Origin of the sequence: Micromonospora sp. NPDC050417 (assembly GCF_044458865.1) — a bacterium.
In the GTDB taxonomy this organism is placed as follows: Bacteria; Actinomycetota; Actinomycetes; order Mycobacteriales; family Micromonosporaceae; genus Micromonospora_G.
On the sequence record NZ_JBITIH010000003.1, the window covers coordinates 64516 to 81929 of the forward strand.

General features: G+C 71.3%; 14 protein-coding genes. 4 read left to right on the top strand and 10 right to left on the bottom strand.

Annotated elements, in window-relative coordinates; genetic code table 11:
- Nucleotides 1-56 precede the first annotated feature (56 nt).
- The 3 genes from ACIBF5_RS05445 to ACIBF5_RS05455 form a co-directional block, all read right to left on the bottom strand.
- Nucleotides 57-1070, bottom strand: a complete 1014-nt coding sequence (locus tag ACIBF5_RS05445) for a CDP-alcohol phosphatidyltransferase family protein (protein ID WP_396808403.1) — start codon at nucleotides 1068-1070, stop codon at nucleotides 57-59.
- Between the two features lie 196 nt (nucleotides 1071-1266).
- Nucleotides 1267-2256, bottom strand: coding sequence for an NUDIX hydrolase (locus ACIBF5_RS05450; RefSeq protein ID WP_396808405.1), 990 nt, complete (start codon nucleotides 2254-2256; stop codon nucleotides 1267-1269).
- 134 nt (nucleotides 2257-2390) lie between these two features.
- Entirely contained in the window at nucleotides 2391-3338 is a 948-nt protein-coding gene (locus tag ACIBF5_RS05455; protein WP_396808407.1) for an NUDIX hydrolase, read from the bottom strand.
- A gap of 253 nt (nucleotides 3339-3591) precedes the next feature.
- Here ACIBF5_RS05455 and ACIBF5_RS05460 point away from each other — a divergent pair, with 253 nt between their 5' ends.
- Nucleotides 3592-3906 carry a PspC domain-containing protein gene (locus ACIBF5_RS05460; RefSeq protein WP_396808826.1) on the top strand — a complete coding sequence of 105 codons (315 nt, stop codon included), beginning with the start codon at nucleotides 3592-3594 and terminating at the stop codon, nucleotides 3904-3906.
- A 10-nt stretch (nucleotides 3907-3916) separates the two neighbouring features.
- On the opposite strand, the gene guaA is transcribed toward ACIBF5_RS05460, so the two are convergent.
- Nucleotides 3917-5470, bottom strand: a complete 1554-nt coding sequence (gene guaA, locus ACIBF5_RS05465; RefSeq protein WP_396808409.1) for a glutamine-hydrolyzing GMP synthase — start codon at nucleotides 5468-5470, stop codon at nucleotides 3917-3919.
- A 308-nt stretch (nucleotides 5471-5778) separates the two neighbouring features.
- On the opposite strand from guaA, the gene ACIBF5_RS05470 reads away from it, so the two are divergent.
- Complete coding sequence (locus tag ACIBF5_RS05470; protein WP_396808411.1) at nucleotides 5779-6966, top strand: LCP family protein; 1188 nt, start codon at nucleotides 5779-5781, stop codon at nucleotides 6964-6966.
- Between the two features lie 9 nt (nucleotides 6967-6975).
- On the opposite strand, the gene ACIBF5_RS05475 is transcribed toward ACIBF5_RS05470, so the two are convergent.
- From ACIBF5_RS05475 to guaB, 3 genes are all read right to left on the bottom strand, one after another.
- On the bottom strand, nucleotides 6976-8445 hold the full coding sequence (locus ACIBF5_RS05475) for a M1 family metallopeptidase (RefSeq protein WP_396808413.1): 1470 nt from the start codon (nucleotides 8443-8445) through the stop codon (nucleotides 6976-6978).
- Between the two features lie 149 nt (nucleotides 8446-8594).
- The gene (locus ACIBF5_RS05480; protein WP_396808415.1) at nucleotides 8595-9719 is read right to left on the bottom strand and encodes a GuaB3 family IMP dehydrogenase-related protein; all 1125 of its coding nucleotides are present in this window, start codon (nucleotides 9717-9719) and stop codon (nucleotides 8595-8597) included.
- Nucleotides 9720-9767: 48 nt separating this feature from the next.
- Nucleotides 9768-11258, bottom strand: a complete 1491-nt coding sequence (guaB, locus tag ACIBF5_RS05485; RefSeq protein WP_396808828.1) for an IMP dehydrogenase — start codon at nucleotides 11256-11258, stop codon at nucleotides 9768-9770.
- A gap of 309 nt (nucleotides 11259-11567) precedes the next feature.
- On the opposite strand from guaB, the gene ACIBF5_RS05490 reads away from it, so the two are divergent.
- The gene (locus tag ACIBF5_RS05490) at nucleotides 11568-11978 is read left to right on the top strand and encodes a DUF5319 domain-containing protein (protein WP_396808417.1); all 411 of its coding nucleotides are present in this window, start codon (nucleotides 11568-11570) and stop codon (nucleotides 11976-11978) included.
- Between the two features lie 26 nt (nucleotides 11979-12004).
- On the opposite strand, the gene ACIBF5_RS05495 is transcribed toward ACIBF5_RS05490, so the two are convergent.
- On the bottom strand, nucleotides 12005-13042 hold the full coding sequence (locus ACIBF5_RS05495; protein WP_396808419.1) for a response regulator transcription factor: 1038 nt from the start codon (nucleotides 13040-13042) through the stop codon (nucleotides 12005-12007).
- Between the two features lie 339 nt (nucleotides 13043-13381).
- On the opposite strand from ACIBF5_RS05495, the gene ACIBF5_RS05500 reads away from it, so the two are divergent.
- Nucleotides 13382-13765, top strand: coding sequence for a WhiB family transcriptional regulator (locus tag ACIBF5_RS05500; RefSeq protein ID WP_396808421.1), 384 nt, complete (start codon nucleotides 13382-13384; stop codon nucleotides 13763-13765).
- A gap of 133 nt (nucleotides 13766-13898) precedes the next feature.
- Here the strand turns inward: ACIBF5_RS05500 and ACIBF5_RS05505 are convergent, their stop codons facing one another.
- Both ACIBF5_RS05505 and groL read right to left on the bottom strand, forming a co-directional pair.
- Nucleotides 13899-15491 (bottom strand): sulfite oxidase, encoded by a 1593-nt coding sequence (locus ACIBF5_RS05505; protein WP_396808423.1) that lies wholly within the window; start codon nucleotides 15489-15491, stop codon nucleotides 13899-13901.
- A 242-nt stretch (nucleotides 15492-15733) separates the two neighbouring features.
- Nucleotides 15734-17368: a chaperonin GroEL gene (gene groL, locus ACIBF5_RS05510; protein WP_396808425.1), complete on the bottom strand. Its 1635-nt coding sequence runs from the start codon at nucleotides 17366-17368 to the stop codon at nucleotides 15734-15736.
- Nucleotides 17369-17414: the final 46 nt, after the last annotated feature.

Sequence of the window (17414 nt, forward strand, 5' to 3'; positions counted from 1 at the left end):
CCGGGAGAACCCGGAGCGCCCTGAGCGTTTTCTGGTGCCGGCGGCGGCGTGCTGGGTCAGGCGGTGTGGCGCTGCCGCAGCCAGAGCAGTGGCCCGCTGGCCAGGTAGCCGACGACCAGGAGCGCGAAGGTGAGTCGTACGTCGACCAGGGCGCCGACCACCGGGGCCAGCCAGACCCACGGCGGCAGCTTCACCAGGCGGGCGAGTTTCGCGTACGGGAAGCTGGAGACCATCGCGAAGGCCAGCAGCGCGACCCCGGCGATCTGGATCGTCCCGGGAACCGGCAGCCCGATCAGGACAACCAGGGCGAGCACCGCCGCCGCCATCGTGGTCGGTACGCCGCAGAAGAACCGGCCGTCCTTGGGAGAGACGTTGAACCGGGCCAGCCGGATCGCCGCGCACGCCGCCACCAGGGCACATGCGAGCGCGGCGGCCGGAGTGGAGACCGTACCGGCGAGCGAGGCGTAGACCACCACGGGCGCGGCCAGGCCGAACGAGCACATGTCGGCCAAGGAGTCCATCTGGGCACCGAACGGGCTGGCCACCCCGAGCTTGCGGGCGAGCGCGCCGTCGAGTCCGTCGAAGACCACGCAGGCGATCAGGCAGAAGGCCGCGGTCCGTACGTCGCCCCGCATGCCCAGGAAGATCGCCAGCATGCCGAGCGAAAGGCTGGCCAGGGTGCAGCCGTTGACCAGCGCGAACTTGAACCGCCGGGCGACCGTCCGCTCGCCCGGCAGCAGCGGGATCGCCATCGGCTGCACCACGTCGTCGACCGGGCCCATCGGTCCGATCGCCGGGCTGACCGGTACGACGGACTCGATCTCCGCCTCGGTCAACCGGTCGATGCCGTAGTGGCTCGGGAACTGGGCGCGTGGATCACCGGGGTAGTCCTGCCCGGGTCGGATGACGGTGGCGGTCATACCGCCCCGCTCGTCGTCACGACGCGCGACCCGGACCAGCAGCACCTGGCGGGCGAACGCACCACCACGGCGCAGCTGCCCGGCCCAGCGACGCCCTGCTGGGCGGGGGTTGTCCGTCGTGTGACGCCGACGCCAAGGGGCTCTCGGCACGTTTCCTCCATTACCCGATCGACTCGACCGCCACCGATGGTGACGACCCGGCCAGCTCATGCCGGGGTCCTGGGGTTGTTGGCCGGCAAGCTTTTGCGGCCTACACCATCGCACAGACGGAAGCGCCTTGGCGAGAGTTGGCGACGGAGCATTTTTCGCATACCGCGCGATCCGCCCAGAAACCCTATCCCGGGTGTTATCCCTCCGTCGTGGGACCCGACACCCACGGAACCAGTGTATCGGAATCATCCACAACGGTCATTTCGGCGAAGTTTGCCCTGCGCAGGCCCTCCAGCGCCCGCGACGCGACGTCGGTCAGCGGCAACCCGACCGCCTCCGGGACAGCAAACCACGCAGCGCTGTCGGTCGATCCGCCCGGCGCCTCGGTCACCCGGGCCTCGGTCGGCACATCCACCTCGACCCGGTAGGTCACCCGGACACTGTGCCAGTCCATCGGCCGGCCCTCCGGCCCCCGGGCGGCCCGGCTGTGCCGGTGCGTGACATCGATCAGACCGGTGACCCGCCCGAGCTGACCAGCCTCCTCCACCAGTTCCCGAAGCAACCCGGTGGCCGGCTGCTCACCATGGTCGGTGCCGCCGCCCGGCAGGTGCCAGCGACCGGCGCCCGGATAGCCCTCCGCGATCCGAGTGAGCAGCACCCGCCCGCCGGGGTCGGTGACGAGGCCGTACGCGGCGAAGCGCTGGACGGTGTCGGGCGGCAGGGGTGGCAGCGGTCGCCGTACCGACCCGGGCGGTGGCTCCGGCAACGGGGTCACCGGCTGACCGAGCAGTTCCGCGGTGAACGGCATCAGTAGCAGGTCAGGCAGCCGCTCCGGCGGGATCCAGGCGACCAGGTCGGTGGTGCCGTGAGCCTCGGAGGGCAGCACACCGCCGACCGACCGGACCCGGTACACGACCCGGTCGGTGTGCACCTCCTCGTCCGGGCCGCCGAGCCGGCTCACGTCGGCGAGCACCGCCTCCACCTCGACAATCTCGACTGCCAGGCCGGTCTTCTCGGCGAACTCGCGGACCAACGCCGCCGCCGGGTGTTCGCCCTGGGCCACCCCGCCGCCCGGGAGCTGCCAGATCCCGACGATGCCGGCGGTAGCCGACGACCGGGCAAGCAGCACCCGACCGTGGTCATCCCGGCATAATCCGTATACCCCGATCCGCCGCCGCATCAGCACCCTCGCCCCGTCTCGACAACCGTTGATCACGAGGTTAGCTCCGACGACCCCGGACCGGCAGAATCAGGCAGGGTAGAGGCCCCCGCGACCGCGCCCGGCGACGCCCCGACGGGTTACAGGTGGCCGGTGAGGGATCAGGCGCGACGCGCGGCCTGGACCGCCTCGGCGGTCACCTCGGTGAGCCGCTCGACGGGGAGCGCGTCCAGCTCGTCCGGGCCGAACCAGCGCGCCTCCGAGGTCGACCCGCCGATGTCCCCCACCGTCGGCGGCGCGGGCGCGTCGACCGCGACCCGGTAGAAGGCCCGTACGCCGTGCCAGTCGATCGGATAACCCTCCGGGCCCAGCGAGGCGGCGTCCCGGTGGCTCGCCACGCCGAGCAACTCGACCAGCCGCCCCCGCTGGCCGGTCTCCTCGACCAGCTCGCGGATGAGCGCCGCGCCCGGCTGCTCGCCGTAGTCGGTGCCGCCGCCCGGCAGGTGCCAGCAACCGGCCCCCGGATAACCGTCCGCGACCCGGGTGAGCAGCACCCGACCGGCCGGGTCGGTCGCCACCGCGTACGCGGCGAAGCGCTGCGCGCGGTGCAGCCCGTCCGGTCCTGGTACGGCGTAGAACGACGGGAAGTCCGGCGCCTCGTCCGGGCAGAGGTCGATCGGACCCTCGGGCAGTTCCAGCGCCTGGGCGGTGAACGGGCGCAGCGGCAACTGCTTCGCCTCGTCCAGGCTGTGCCAGCGGGCAAGGTCGGTCGGCTGGCCGATCCGGTCGCAGAGCGTGCCGCCCCGGACCGATACCCGGTAGAGCAGCCGGTCGGTGTGGATCGTGACACCTCGCTGTGGCAGCGACCGCATGTCGGCGAGGACGTCGATGAGGCCGGCGACCGAGACCGAGAGTCCGGTCTCGGCGGCGGTCTCCCGGACGACCGTGTGGTTGGGATCTTCACCGTGGTCGACCGCGCCACCCGGCAGCGACCACACACCGGGGGTACCGGACCGGGACGAGGCGCGTACCAGCAACACCCGGTCCTCGGAATCTGTACAAACGGCGTAGGCCGCGATCCTACGAATCGGCTCAAGCGCAGGGGTCACAGGGCAAAATTCTCCCCGGATCATGCTTCGGGTCGATGAACTGAGTCAGATTCCTGACACTTAGCCACACTTTCGGGGGACAGTCAGGGTAAGGATCCGGGCGGTCACCGAGGCCGACGAAGTGGCCGCCGAGGACCGTGGAGTCATGACCGAGACACCCTCGCACCAGACTCCGCCACCCCAGTCACCGCCGCCGCAGGCTCCGCCGTACCGGGAAGCACCGCGGCAGGCCCCACCGTGGCAGGCGCCGCCGTTGGAGTACCCGACGCGGCAGCCGCCGTACCGGCAGCTTCGCCGGCCCACCACGGACCGGATGATCGCCGGGGTTGCCAGCGGGCTGGGTCGCTACCTAGCGGTCGACCCGACCCTGGTACGGGTGATCTTCGCCGTGGTCGTGGTGCTCAGCGGCGGCATCGCGCTGCTGGCCTACCCGGTGATGTGGTTCCTGATGCCGGTCGAGCCGGCCGACGCACCCGCCTGGCCACACCCGGCACCCGGCTGGTCACCGCCGGCCCCGGGCTGGCAGCAGCCCGGCCCCGGTACGCCCGGAGCCCCGCCGGCGGCGTGACTCGGCCGGGCTACTCCCACTCGATGGTGCCCGGCGGCTTGCTGGTGACGTCGAGGACCACCCGGTTCACCTCGGGCACCTCGTTGGTGATCCGGGTGGAGATCCGGCCGATCAGGTCGTACGGCAACCGCGACCAGTCCGCCGTCATCGCATCCTCGCTGGAGACCGGGCGGAGCACCACCGGGTGCCCGTAGGTGCGCCCGTCGCCCTGCACCCCGACGCTGCGTACGTCGGCGAGCAGGACCACCGGGAACTGCCAGACGTCCCGGTCCAGGCCAGAGGCGGTCAGCTCCTCACGGGCGATCAGGTCGGCGGCGCGGAGCAGGTCGAGCCGCTCACGATCGACCGAGCCGATGATCCGGATGGCCAGGCCCGGTCCGGGGAACGGGTGCCGCCAGACCATCTCCTCGGGCAGCCCCAGTTCGACACCGAGCGCCCGTACCTCGTCCTTGAAGAGCGTGCGCAGCGGCTCCACCAGCGCGAACTTCAGGTCCTCCGGCAGCCCGCCGACGTTGTGGTGGGACTTGATGTTGGCCGTACCGGTGCCACCGCCCGACTCGACCACGTCCGGGTAGAGGGTCCCCTGGACCAGGAACTCCACGTCCCCGGCGGCGGCCACCTCGCGCGCGGCGGCCTCGAAGACCCGGATGAACTCCCGGCCAATGATCTTGCGCTTCTGCTCGGGGTCGGTCACCCCGGCGAGGGCGTCGAGGAAGCGGTCGGCCGCGTCCACGACCTTCAGCTTGATCCCGGTCGCCGCCACGTAGTCCTGCTCCACCTGCTCGGCCTCGCCGGACCGCAGCAGGCCGTGGTCGACGAAGACACAGGTGAGCTGGTCCCCGACCGCGCGGTGGACCAACGCCGCGGCGACCGCCGAGTCGACCCCGCCGGAGAGGCCACAGATGACCTCCTTCTCCCCGACCTGCGCCCGAATCGCGGCAACCTGCTCGTCGATGATGTTGCTCGGCGTCCAGGTCGGCTCGATCCCGGCCACGTCGTAGAGAAAGCGGGTCAGCATGGTCTGCCCGTGGGCGGTGTGCCCCACCTCGGGATGGAACTGCACCCCGGCGCGGCGACCGGCGAGATCCTCGAACGCGGCCACCGGCGCACCGGCGGAGGCGGCGGTCACCGCGAAGCCGGCCGGCGCCTCGGTCACACAGTCACCGTGACTCATCCAGACCGACAGCTCCGCCGGCAGCTCGCGCAGCAGCACACCGCCGTCGGCGGTCGGGCTCAGCGCGGTGCCGCCGAACTCCCGTCCCCCGGTGTGGGCGACGGTGCCACCGAGCGCCTGGGCCATCGCCTGGAATCCGTAGCAGATGCCGAAGATCGGCACACCCGCGTCGAACAGCTTCGGGTCCACCTGCGGGGCACCGGGAGCATAGACGCTCGACGGTCCGCCGGAGAGGATGATCGCGGCAGGGTCTCGGGCCAGCATCTCGGCCACCGGCATGGAGTGCGGCACGATCTCGGAATAGACCTTGGCCTCCCGCACCCGACGGGCGATGAGCTGGGCGTACTGGGCTCCGAAGTCAACCACCAGAACGGGGCGCGGCGTGCTCATGTGCAGGAAGCCTACCTAGTCACCCGGATCAGGAGCCAATCGCGGCGTACCGGGAGCGGCCCGTACCCGCCGCGCCGACCGGGCCGGGCAGCCCGCCGGCAGCGACGGAACAGGCCGACGGAGACGGGTCACGATCATCTGAACAGCCGGAACACGCAACCTCAGGCACCACCACGACGTTCTCCTAGTAGGGTGCCGAAGCGTTTGTCAAGAGGTTACCGAAACGAATTACGGTTGCCGCTATCACGCGGCCGGCACCACGGGTCAACGAGCAGGCCGATGACGGCCGACCGGAAGGAGCCGACATCATGGCGGAGGCGGGACAACACCGGGCGCCAGAGGACGGACCGGACGACGCGCCCGAAAACGCCACCAAGGGCCGGCTCCGACGCCGCCGGATCACCTGGGCCGCCGGTGGTGTGGTGGTCGCGCTACTGGTCGCCGGAGCCGCCGTCACCACCACCATGCTCCGCGGTCCCGACCGGAGCACCCCGGCAGACCGGTCCGGCACGAACACCTCCGGAACGCTGGCCTCGCCGACGCCGACCCCCAGCCCCACCCCGGAACCCGGTGCCGGTCTGCGCGGGCCACTCAACCTGCTCCTGGTCGGCGTCGACACCCGGGTCGGCGAACCGGCCTGGGAGCCGCACGCGGACGCGGTACTGATCATGCAGGTGAGCCGGGAACTGGACCGCGCGTACCTCTTCTCGCTCCCCCGCGACCTGGTCGTGGACATCCCACCCTTCGCGAAGGCGAAGTTCCCCGGCCAACAGACCAAGCTGACCCACGCGATGAGCTACGGCAGCAAGGTCAACGGTGGGAACGGCAAACCGAACACCGCGCAGGGACTCGAACTCGTCGAGGCGACGGTCAGCCGGTACACCGGCATCACGAAATGGGACGCGAGCGCCGTACTGACCTTCGGCGGCTTCGACAACCTGGTCGACGCACTCGGCGGGATCGACCTCTACGTGGACCAACGCGTCGTCTCACAGCACCGGCAGCCGAACGGCAAACACCGGCCCGGCAACACCAACGGCGACGGGTACGTCGGACCGCAGATGGTGTACGAGAAGGGCGACCGGCACCTCACCGGCTGGCAGGCGCTGGACTACGCCCGGCAGCGCTACACCACCGGGGGCGACTACGCCCGGCAGCGCCACCAACAGCAGCTCATCAAGGCGATCGTCGCGAAGGTGGTCAGCGAGGAACTGGCCCGCGACCCCGACCGGCTCGACCAGACACTCCGCGCGCTGGGCGAGACGCTCACCTTCAGCGGCCGGAACCAGCGGGTGGTCGACTTCGCGTTCGCCCTCAGCGGGCTACGACCGGAGGCGATCACCATGGTCGGACTCCCCGGCACCTCGGTCGGCGACGGCGACGCCTACCGGGGCGAACAACTCACCCAGGTCGGCACCCGCTTCCTCACCGAACTGCGGGCCGGCCGGGCAGACGCCTACCTCGCCGCGAACCCGGAACTCGTGGTTGCCCGGTAACCACCCCGGTCAGGCCACCGGCGGCGGAGGCGGCGGAGCCGTGGTGCCGGAGAGCCAGGCGTCGAAGAGCGGACCCAGCGGGCGGCCCGCGACCCGCTCCGCGACCGTGACCAGGTCGCCGGTGACCACACTGGCGTTACGCTTCTCCGCCGTCCAGGTCCTCAGGATCCGGAAGAACGCCTCGTCGCCGACGGTCAGCCGCAACGCGTGCACGGCCAACGCGCCCCGCTGGTACACCGGCCGCCCGAACAGCGCCGACCGGCCGGGGTCGAGCGCCGGCTTCGACCAGTCCGTTGCCGCGTACCCCCGGTCGAACGCCTGCTGCGCGGTCACCCCACCGTCATGCTGCGCCCAGAGCCACTCCGCGTAGGTGGCGAAGCCCTCGTTCAACCAGAGGTCGCTCCACCGGCGAACCGACACACTGTCCCCGAACCACTGGTGGGCCAGTTCGTGCGCCACCACCGAGTCGTTGGGACCGGAGGTGAAAAACGCCGGGCCGTACACCGGCCGGGCCTGGGTCTCCAGCGCGTAGCCGATCCGGCGGTCGCCGACCGCCACCCCGCCGTACGCCTCGAACGGGTACGGGCCGAACTGCGTCGCCAGGAAGTCGGCGATCTCCCCGGTCCGGTTCAGCGACACCTCGGCCGGCCCACCCTCGGGCAGGCCCGACGCCACCGCCGTCACCAGCGGCTTGCCGGCGTGTACGCCCTGGCGTACCCGGTAGTCGCCGATCACCAGCATGGCCAGGTAACTCGCCATCGGTGTCCGTTCGGACCAGCGCCAGGTGGTCCAGCCCTCGGCCGTCGACCGCTCCCCCGGCACGCCGTTGCTCAACGCGCTCAGTCCCTCCGGGACGGTCACCGCGATCTCGTAGCTCGCCTTGTCCTGCGGGTGGTCGTTGACCGGGAACCAGGTGCTGGCCGACTCCGGCTGGCCGAGCGCGATCGCCCCGTCGGCGGTCGCCATGAAACCACCCTCGCCGAGATCCGGGCTGTCGACCGGCTCCGGCACCCCGTCGTACGTCACCTCGACGGTGAACCGGCCGTCCTGGGCCAGGCCCCGCTCCGGGGTGACGACCAGTTCCCCCTCGTGGTGGCGGAACTCGGCCCGGTCGCCCTCCACCGTCACCGCGCTGACGGTCAACCCGACCAGGTCAAGGTTGAACCGGGACAGGTTCGCGGTGGCCGTCGCCGTGATGGTGGCGGTGCCGGTGAGCCGATCGCTCGCCGGGTCGTACCGCACCGTCAGGGCGTAGTTGGCCACGTCGTAGCCACCGTTGCCGTAGGTGGGGAAATAAGGATCACCGGCCCCGTCGGCGCCGGGCTGGAAACCCCCGGCACGCGACGATCCAGGGTCACCCCATCCCGTACAGGCACCCACCGCCAAGGTCAGTACGCCGACCAGCGCCAGCGCGACGACCGGGCGTGCGCCGCCCGCCGTACGTTCAGATCCGCTCCGAAGCCATCGACCGTGAGTCACCCGACGAGCCTAGGGCGCGGGGGGGGGGGGGGGGGGGGGGGGGGGGGGGGGGGGGCGGGGGCGGGGGCGGGGGGCCCCCCCCCCGCCCCCCCCCGCCGCCCCCCCCCCCCCCCCCCCCCCCCCCCCCCCCCCGCCCCCGCCCGTGGTGCCTAGCGTTCGAGGTCGAGCACCAGTCCGACCTTCTGGAACTCCTTCAGGTCGCGGTAGCCGCACTTGGCCATCGCCCGCCGCAGCCCGCCGAAGAGGTTCTGCTGACCGTCCGGCTCGTCGGCCGGACCGTAGAGCAGCCGCTCCATCGAACCGAGCGACTCCTCGGCGACACCGAACGCGCCACGCGGCAGGTCCGGGTGGCTGGCCGCCGGGTGCCACCAGGCACCACCGGCGGGCGCCTCGTCGCAGAGCGAGAGCGGCTCGCCGAGCATCACCGCGTCGGCCCCGCAACCGAGTGCCTTCGCGATGTCCCCGGAGGTACGCAGGTCGCCGTCGGCGATCAGGTGGACGTACCGTCCGCCGGTCTCGTCGAGGTAGTCCCGGCGGGCCGCCGCAGCGTCGGCGATCGCGGTCGCCATCGGCACCCGGATGCCGAGCACCGACTCGGTGGTCGACCACTCGTCTCCACCGAGGCCGACGATCACGCCGGCCGCGCCGGTCCGCATCAGGTGCAACGCGGTCTTGTAGTCGGTGCAGCCACCGACCACCACCGGCAGGTCGAGGTCGGCGATGAACTCCTTCAGGTTCAACGGCTCGTCGGTGGTGGAGACGTGCTCCGCCGAGACGAGCGTGCCCTGGATGACCAGGATGTCCACCCCGGCGTCGAGGATCACCGGGGCGAGCGTCAGGGTGTGCTGCGGCGAGACCCGGACGGCAACCGTGCCGCCGCCCTCGCGCATCTGCCGGACCCGCTCGGTGATCAGCTCGGGCCGGATCGGCTCGGCGTAGACCTCCTGCAGGCGCCGGGTCGTGCGGGCGTCCTCGCCCAGCCCGCTCAGCTCCTCCAGGATCTTGGTCGGGTCCTCGTACCGGGTCCAGAGGCCCTCGACGTTGAGCACGCCGAGCCCACCGAGCCGACCCAGGGCGGCAGCCGAGGTGGGGCTCATGGTCGCGTCCGACGGGTGCCCCACACAGGGGATCCGGAACGGGTAGGCGTCGAGCTGCCAGGCCGTGGAGACGTCGTCCACATCCCGGGTACGACGGCTCGGCACGATCGCAATGTCGTCCAGGTGGTAACCGCGTTGCGCGGTTTTACCGAGCCCGATTTCGACCACGTCACGCATGGGGTGCTCCAGCGGGTGAGAAGGTTGGCGGCGAGCCGCTGACGCGGGTCAGCGGGTGTGGTAATTCGGTGCCTCGACGGTCATCTGGATGTCGTGCGGGTGACTCTCCTTGAGCCCGGCCGCGGTGATCCGGATCAACTGGCCCCGGCGGTGCAGCTCGGGAATGCTCTCCGCGCCGACGTACCCCATGGCGAGCCGCAGCCCACCGATGAGCTGGTGGGCGACCTGTGCCAGCGGCCCCCGGTACGGCACCTGACCCTCGACGCCCTCCGGAACCAGCTTCTCCTCGCTGGTCACGTCCTGCTGGAAGTAGCGGTCCTTGGAGTACGAGCGGGCCTGGCCCCGGGACTGCATCGCACCGAGCGACCCCATCCCCCGGTACGCCTTGTACTGCTTGCCGTTGATGATCAGCAGGTCACCGGGACTCTCCTCGCAACCGGCGAGGAGGCTGCCGAGCATCACCGTGTCGGCCCCGGCGACCATCGCCTTGGCGATGTCGCCCGAGTACTGGATACCGCCGTCGGCGATGACCGGGACACCGGCCGGCCGCGCGGCCCGGACCGCCTCCATGATCGCGGTGATCTGCGGCACGCCGACCCCGGCCACCACCCGGGTGGTGCAGATGGCGCCCGGACCGACCCCGACCTTGACCGCGTCGGCACCCGCCTCGACCAGGGCCTTCGCCCCGGAGAAGGTGGCGACGTTGCCGCCGATCACGTCGACGGCGGTGTCCTTCTTCAGCCGGGTGACCATCTCCAGCACGGCCCGCTGGTGACCGTGGGCCGTGTCCACGATCAGCACGTCCACACCGGCCTCGACCAGCGTCTGTGCCCTCTTGTACGAGTCCTCGCCGACCCCGACGGCCGCCGCGACCCGCAGCCGGCCCGCGTCGTCCTTGGTGGCGTTCGGGAACTGCTCGCTCTTGGCGAAGTCCTTGACCGTGATCAACCCGCGCAGCCGGCCGGAGGTGTCGACGATCGGCAGCTTCTCCACCTTGTGCTGACGCAGCAGCTCCAACGCCTCGTCCTTGGTGACCCCGACGGTCGCGGTGACCAGCGGCATCCGCGTCATGATGTCGCGAACCGGGGTGTCGCCGTCGGTGACGAAACGCATGTCCCGGTTGGTGACGATGCCGACCAGGGCACCGTTGGCGTCGGTTACCGGCACCCCGGAGATGCGGTAACGCCCGCAGAGCGCGTCGACGTCGCGGAGCGTGTCGTCCGGGCTACAGGTGATCGGGTTCGTCACCATGCCGGCCTCGGAGCGCTTGACCAGGTCGACCTGGAGCGCCTGGTCCTCGATCGACAGGTTGCGGTGCAGGACACCGATGCCACCCTGGCGGGCCATGGCGATCGCCATCCGACCCTCGGTCACCGTGTCCATCGGGCTCGACAGCAGCGGGATGGAGATGGAGACGTTGCGGGTCATCCGGGTGACGGTGTTCACCTTGCTGGGCACGATGTCCGACTCGGCGGGCTGCAACAGCACGTCGTCGAAGGTGAGGCCGAGCGGAACCGCGCGGGCGGAACCGAAGGGCAACTCGGGCACGAGCCCACCGAACTGGTCGGCGTCGCCGCTGCCCGTCGGAAGATGGGTGGGTGAGTGGTCCACGAGTTCTCCCTGAGCTGGTGGTTCGGGATTGGCCGGGTGCCGTGGACACACGCCTCGGCGTGTCCGGACGTTGCGGCGCGATGGTTCATCGTACCCAGTGAGCTGCGGCGGTCCGGCACGAGCGGGCGGTGGCGAGCGGCACCGCATGGACCGCGATCCCCGGGACCGGAAGGCGGACGCGGCGGGCCGGGCGACGAGGGTGGGCGCGACAGGCGCCGTTGCGACTACGGTGGAGGGGTGCACGACGAGCCGATCGACCCGTTCAACGGTGACCCCGCCGATCCGTCGGCGGGACTGGACGACCCTGCGGAGGACGCCCAGCTAGATCCGCTCTCCGAGGTCGAACGGCAGGACGTCCTGGAGGACCTTGCCGACCTGGAGATCTACCAGGCGCTACTGGGTCCGACCGGGGTCCGCGGCCTGGTGATCGAGTGCGAGGACTGTCACGAACCGCACTACTTCGACTGGGACCTGCTCCGGGGCAACCTCCGCCACCTGCTCAGCTCCGGCCGACCCCGGGTGCACGAGCCGGCCTTCGACCCCGATCCGGACCACTACGTCACCTGGGAGTACGCCCGAGGCTACGCCGACGGCGTGCACGACACCCTGGCCGAGGGAACCGACGACGAGGACGAACCGACGAGCTGACCGCACGGCGGTCGGCGACCGTACGGTCAGGCAACCAGACCGGCCCGAAAACCGGCGGCGACGGCGTGCGCCCGGTCCCGGGCGCCGAGCTTGCGGAACAACCGGCGGGCATGGGTCTTGACGGTGTCCTCCGAGACGAACAGCTCCCGCCCGATCTCGGCGTTGCTCTTGCCGTCGGCCATGCCGAGCAGCACCTGTAGCTCCCGCTCGGTCAGCGCGGCCCTCCGGGCCGGGCCGGCGGCGGCACCCGCACCGGCGGTCGCGGCAACCGGCCGGCCGTAGCCACCGGCGTTGGCGGGGTCACTGCGACGCGGCGTCCCGTACCGGTTCTCCGGCGGCACGTTGGTCCGGGGATCGGCCCCCTCGACAGCGGTCGCGTCCCCCTCGACGGCGCCCCGCTCGCCCGACCCGCCGGGCCCGTCCTCACCCCGCTGGACCGGGACGACGGTCGGCCCGCCGGGCGGACCACCGGGACCGCCGTCGTCGACCGACTCGGCGCGACCGGTGGGTTCCACCGGACCAACAGGCGGGCCGACCGTCGTCCCGGTACCGGCGGGCACCGCGCCGGGGCGGGCCGGCACACGCGAGGCGGAGTTGGGCAACCGTTCGGCGGCGGTCCGGCCGGGAACCTCCGCCGGTGAGGCGGGCGCATTCGAACCGCCGGCACCGGTCAGCCCCGTGCCCCGACCACCCCGACCCGGGGTGCTGAGCAGCAGCATCGCCTTCGCCACCACGCTCACCAGATCATGGTCGGTGCCGGGCAGCAGACCCCGGCCACCGGCGGCGATGACCGCCGCCGCCACCCCGGGCTCCTCCGCCCCGAGCAGCAGGATCGCTGCGCCGGGCGCACGGGCCAACACCCGCCGGGTGAAGCCGACGCTGTCCGGCCGGGTGAGCGCGGTGTCCACGAGCAGCACGTCCGCCGGCCGCTCGGAGAGCCGAAGCATCACCTCGGGATCGGAGATCGCCGTACGCACCACGGCCGCCAGCCCGAGCCGGGCCGCGGCGGACGCGACGCTCTGCGCCGCGAGCGGTGTCCGGACACAGACGAGGACAGTACGCACAGTGGTCTCCTTTCCCCACGTACGAGCAGACCACGACCGCCACTGATCATGACGAGTTTCCGGCTGATGGAAAGGAAAGTTTTTGCCCGTTCCGGCCGGTTGCACCGACTTGCGGCCCAGCTCGCGCCGGCTGGGCGGTAAGACCCGTCCCGGGCAGAGGCCACCGACGACCCCGCACGGGGACAGAAATGATCAGGTTGCGGGGTCCCGGGACGTGTGATTCGGCGACGGGCTGGGTATGGCCGATCTGAGGCCGGAATCGGGTGTGTCTACGCGGCCCGCCGCCCGGACACCGGCCTTGGTCGAGTGTCCGTCGGTGCCGCGGGAGGAGGGTTGCAGATGTCGAACGTACGCAGACTGCCCGGACCCATCGTCGATCTGTGGGAATGGCAACGGTTCGGTGCCTGCCGAGGGCGGGACACCGCGCAGTTCTTCCATCCCGACGGTGAACGCGGTGCGTCCCGTAACCGCCGCGAGGCGGGGGCGAAGAAGGTCTGCGGCACCTGCCCGGTACGGGCCGAGTGCGCCGCCCACGCGCTGACCGTGCGCGAGCCGTACGGCGTCTGGGGCGGCTTCAGCGAGTCCGAACGGCTACGGCTGCTCGCCGTCGGTTGGGAGGATCTCGCCGACCGACGCCGAACCCGGGTCGACATCGCCCGACTGGAGGCCCGCCTCGGCCGCCCGTTCCGTTCGACCGTGCCGGCCCAACGCGCCGCGAGCTGACGTCCACGCACTCCACTCAGGCTGGGTCCGGCGGGAGCACCCCGTCCGGACCCAGTGTCCGTCCCGGCATCGGCGTCCGTGCGAACCCGCCCGTCCCGTCCGAACCCGCCCGTCCCGGGCGGACGTACAGCCGTCAGCGGACGGTCACCCGCACGCTGTGCCAACCCGTGGCGCCGTCCGGATCCACCGGTCGGGGCTCGCCGGACTGGGTCGCGCCGGTGGCATCGGTCGCCCGTACCCGAAGGGTGTGCTCGCCGGGGGTCGCCTCCCACCGCCACGACCACTGCACCCAGGTATCGATCGAGGCGGTCGGGGCGAGGGTGGCGGGCTGCCACGGTTCCCCGTCAACCTGCACCTCGACCTGCTTGATGCCCCGATGTTGCGCCCACGCCACCCCGGCGACGGTGACCGGGCCGGCGGCCGGGCGGTTACGTGGCCGGGGCGTGTCGATTCGGGACTGGGTCTTGATCGGCCCCTCCGGCGCCCAACCGCGTGGCACCCAGTACGCGTCGAAGTCCGCGAACCGGGTCAGCTCCAGCTCCACCACCCACTTGCACGCGGAGACGTAGCCGTACAGTCCGGGCACCACGACCCGGACCGGGAAGCCGTGCTCGACCGGAAGCGGTTCACCGTTCATCCCGATCGCCAGCATCGCGTCCCGGCCGTCGCGCAGCACCGAGGTCGGGGTGCCACAGGTCCAGCCGTCGGCCGAGCGCCCCACCACCTGGTCGGCGTCGTCGAGCGGACCAGCCTGGTCGAGCAGGTCGGCCAGGGGTACGCCGAGCCAGCGGGCATTGCCGATCAGGTCGCCCCCGACCTCGTTGGAGACGCAGGCGAGGGTGATGTCCCGTTCGATCAGGGGGCGGTCGAGCAGGTCGGCGTAGGTCAGCGTGATCGGGTTCCGGACCCGACCGTGGATGCGCAGTTTCCACTTCTCGGGATCGACCTGCGGCACGACCAGCGCGGTGTCGATCCGGTAGAACTGCCTGTTCGGCGTCGTGTAGGGCGCGAGCTGGGTCAGGTCGAGATCGGCGCCGGCGGGCACGGGCGCCGCCGGGCTGGCCGGCGCGGGCAGGATCACCGCCGCACGGGCGTCCGAGACGCCCCGCCGGGTGCCGAGCCAGCGCCCACCGAACCCGCCCACCGCTGCGGCGCCGAGCGTCGCCGCCACCCCGGTCAGGAACCGACGCCGCTCCTCACCCCCCTGCTCGGGTAAGGAAGGGCCCCTTGTTATCGCATTCGGTTGTACAAGGGGCCCTTCCTTCCGGGCCAGGGGGGCGTCCGGCCAGGGGCGCGGTACGAGGATCACCCGTAGCCAGCGGAACGCCCCGGCGCCAAGAGCCGCGCCGAGCAGCGAGGGCAGGGCGGCGGCTACCCCGGCGCCCGGTCGGGTCAGCGCCGCGACCGCGCCGATCAGGCCGAAGCCAGCGATGCCGAGGTAGCCGACGGCGGCGACACGGAGCGCGCGGATACCGATCAGCGCGGCGAACCCGGTCAACAGCACACCGGTGCCGACCAGCAGCGCGACCTTGTCGTGGACACCGAACACGTCGATGGCGAACTGTTTGAGGGGTTCGGGTACCACGTCGACCACGACCGCGCCGACCGCGACCAGCGGGGCCGACCGGGGTCCGGTCGCCGCGGCGACCAACTCGGCCGAGCCGATCGCGACAGCGGCGGCGGCGATCCCGACGAGTGATCCGTACCTGCTCTGTGCGGTGTTCACCGGGCCAATGGTGACGCTCCCGGCGGGGAGCCGGTAGTGGGCGGTGGTGGTCCAGACTCGCAGAACGTCATCTTGGCCACGTACGGCAAGGGGGACCTGACGCTGAGCGATCCGCGCCGCCCGGGGGCTGACGCAAACCAGGGTAGATTCGCGCGACATGGCCGGTTGGGGCCAGGAACGCGAACCTACCCTGGTTCTACCGCGTAAGCGGGTGGTGCCGTCCTACCGGTGGTACGGGCGAACTAGAAGCCCGGACCGTGCTGGTGGCCGTGGCCGTGTCCACCAGCGGCCGGAGCCTCCGCCTTGGCCGGCTTGTCGACGACCAGGCTCTCGGTGGTGAGCAGCAGACCGGCGATGGACGCGGCGTTGAGGACCGCGTTGCGGGTCACCTTCACCGGGTCGATGATGCCGGCCTTGGCCAGGTCGACGTACTCGTCGGTGGCGGCGTTGAGGCCGGTGCCCCAGGCGCTGCCCGCCACCTTCTGTACGACCACGTAACCGTCGTGCCCGGCGTTCTGCGCGATCCAGCGGAGCGGCTCGACGAGCGCCTTGCGGACGATCGACACACCGACCTTCTCGTCACCGGTGAAGCCCAGGTCGTCGTCGAGGACCGAGGAGATCTGCACCAGCGCGGCGCCGCCGCCCGGAACAGTGCCCTCTTCGACGGCGGCCTTGGTGGCGGCGATCGCGTCTTCGATGCGGTGCTTGCGCTCCTTCATCTCGACCTCGGTCGCCGCGCCGGCCTTGATCACCGCGATGCCACCGGAGAGCTTCGCCAGCCGCTCGGCCAGCTTCTCCCGGTCCCACTCGGAGTCCGAAGCCTCGATCTCCTTGCGGATCTGGGCGACCCGGTCGGCCACCTCGGTGTCACGGCCCTTGCCGTCGATGACCGTGGTGTTGTCCTTGTCGACCACGACCCGACGGGCGCTACCGAGCACCTCCAGGCCGACCGCGTCGAGCTTGTAGCCCAACTCGGGGGCGACCAGCTCGGCACCGGTGATGACGGCCATGTCCTGCAGCAGCGCCTTGCGGCGGTCCCCGAAGCCGGGGGCCTTGACCGCGCAGACCTTGACCGTCTTGCGGATCGAGTTGACCACGAGGGTCGAGAGGGCCTGGCCCTCCACGTCCTCGGCCACGATCAGCAGCGGCTTGCTGGTCTGGAGAACCTTCTCCAGCAGCGGCAGCAGCTCTTCGATCGCGGAGATCTTCTGGGTCGTGATCAGGATGTACGGGTCGTCGAGGACCGCTTCCTGCGACTCAGCGTCGGTCACGAAGTTGGGCGAGATGAAGCCCTTGTCGAACTGCAGGCCCTCGGTGACCTCCAGCTCGGTGGCGAGGGTGGAGCCCTCCTCGACGGTGATGACACCGTCGCGGCCGACCCGCTCCATCGCCTCGGCGATCAGGTCGCCGATGGTCGCGTCCTGCGCCGAGATGGTCGCCACGTGCGCGATCGACTCGCGGCTGCCGACCTCGACGGCCTTCTTCAGCAGGGCCTCGGACACCTTGGCCGCTGCCGCGTCGATGCCCCGCTTGAGACCGGTCGGGTTCGCCCCGGCGGTCACGTTGCGCAGGCCCTCACGGACCAGCGCCTGGGCGAGCACCGTCGCGGTGGTGGTCCCGTCACCGGCGACATCGTTGGTCTTCGTCGCCACCTCCTTGACCAGCTGCGCGCCAAGGTTCTCGTACGGGTTGGTGAGTTCGATCTCCTTGGCGATGGTCACACCATCGTTGGTGATCGTCGGGGCACCGAACTTCTTGTCCAGAACGACGTTGCGCCCGCGCGGGCCGAGGGTGACCTTGACCGTGTCGGCGAGCGTGTTGACACCGTGCTCCAGCAGGTGCCGGGCGTCATCCGAGAAGCTCAGAATCTTCGCCATGTTTTACTCGGGTCCCTTCACACAGCACTGCCCCGGCCCGGCATGC

Excerpts from the sequence above, each read along its gene's own strand:
- guaA (WP_396808409.1), bottom strand. The coding sequence starts at position 5,470 with ATGAGCACGCCGCGCCCCGTTCTGGTGGTTGACTTCGGAGCCCAGTAC.
- ACIBF5_RS05470 (WP_396808411.1), top strand. The coding sequence starts at position 5,779 with ATGGCGGAGGCGGGACAACACCGGGCGCCAGAGGACGGACCGGACGAC.
- ACIBF5_RS05480 (WP_396808415.1), bottom strand. The coding sequence starts at position 9,719 with ATGCGTGACGTGGTCGAAATCGGGCTCGGTAAAACCGCGCAACGCGGT.
- ACIBF5_RS05500 (WP_396808421.1), top strand. The coding sequence starts at position 13,382 with ATGTCGAACGTACGCAGACTGCCCGGACCCATCGTCGATCTGTGGGAA.
- groL (WP_396808425.1), bottom strand. The coding sequence starts at position 17,368 with ATGGCGAAGATTCTGAGCTTCTCGGATGACGCCCGGCACCTGCTGGAG.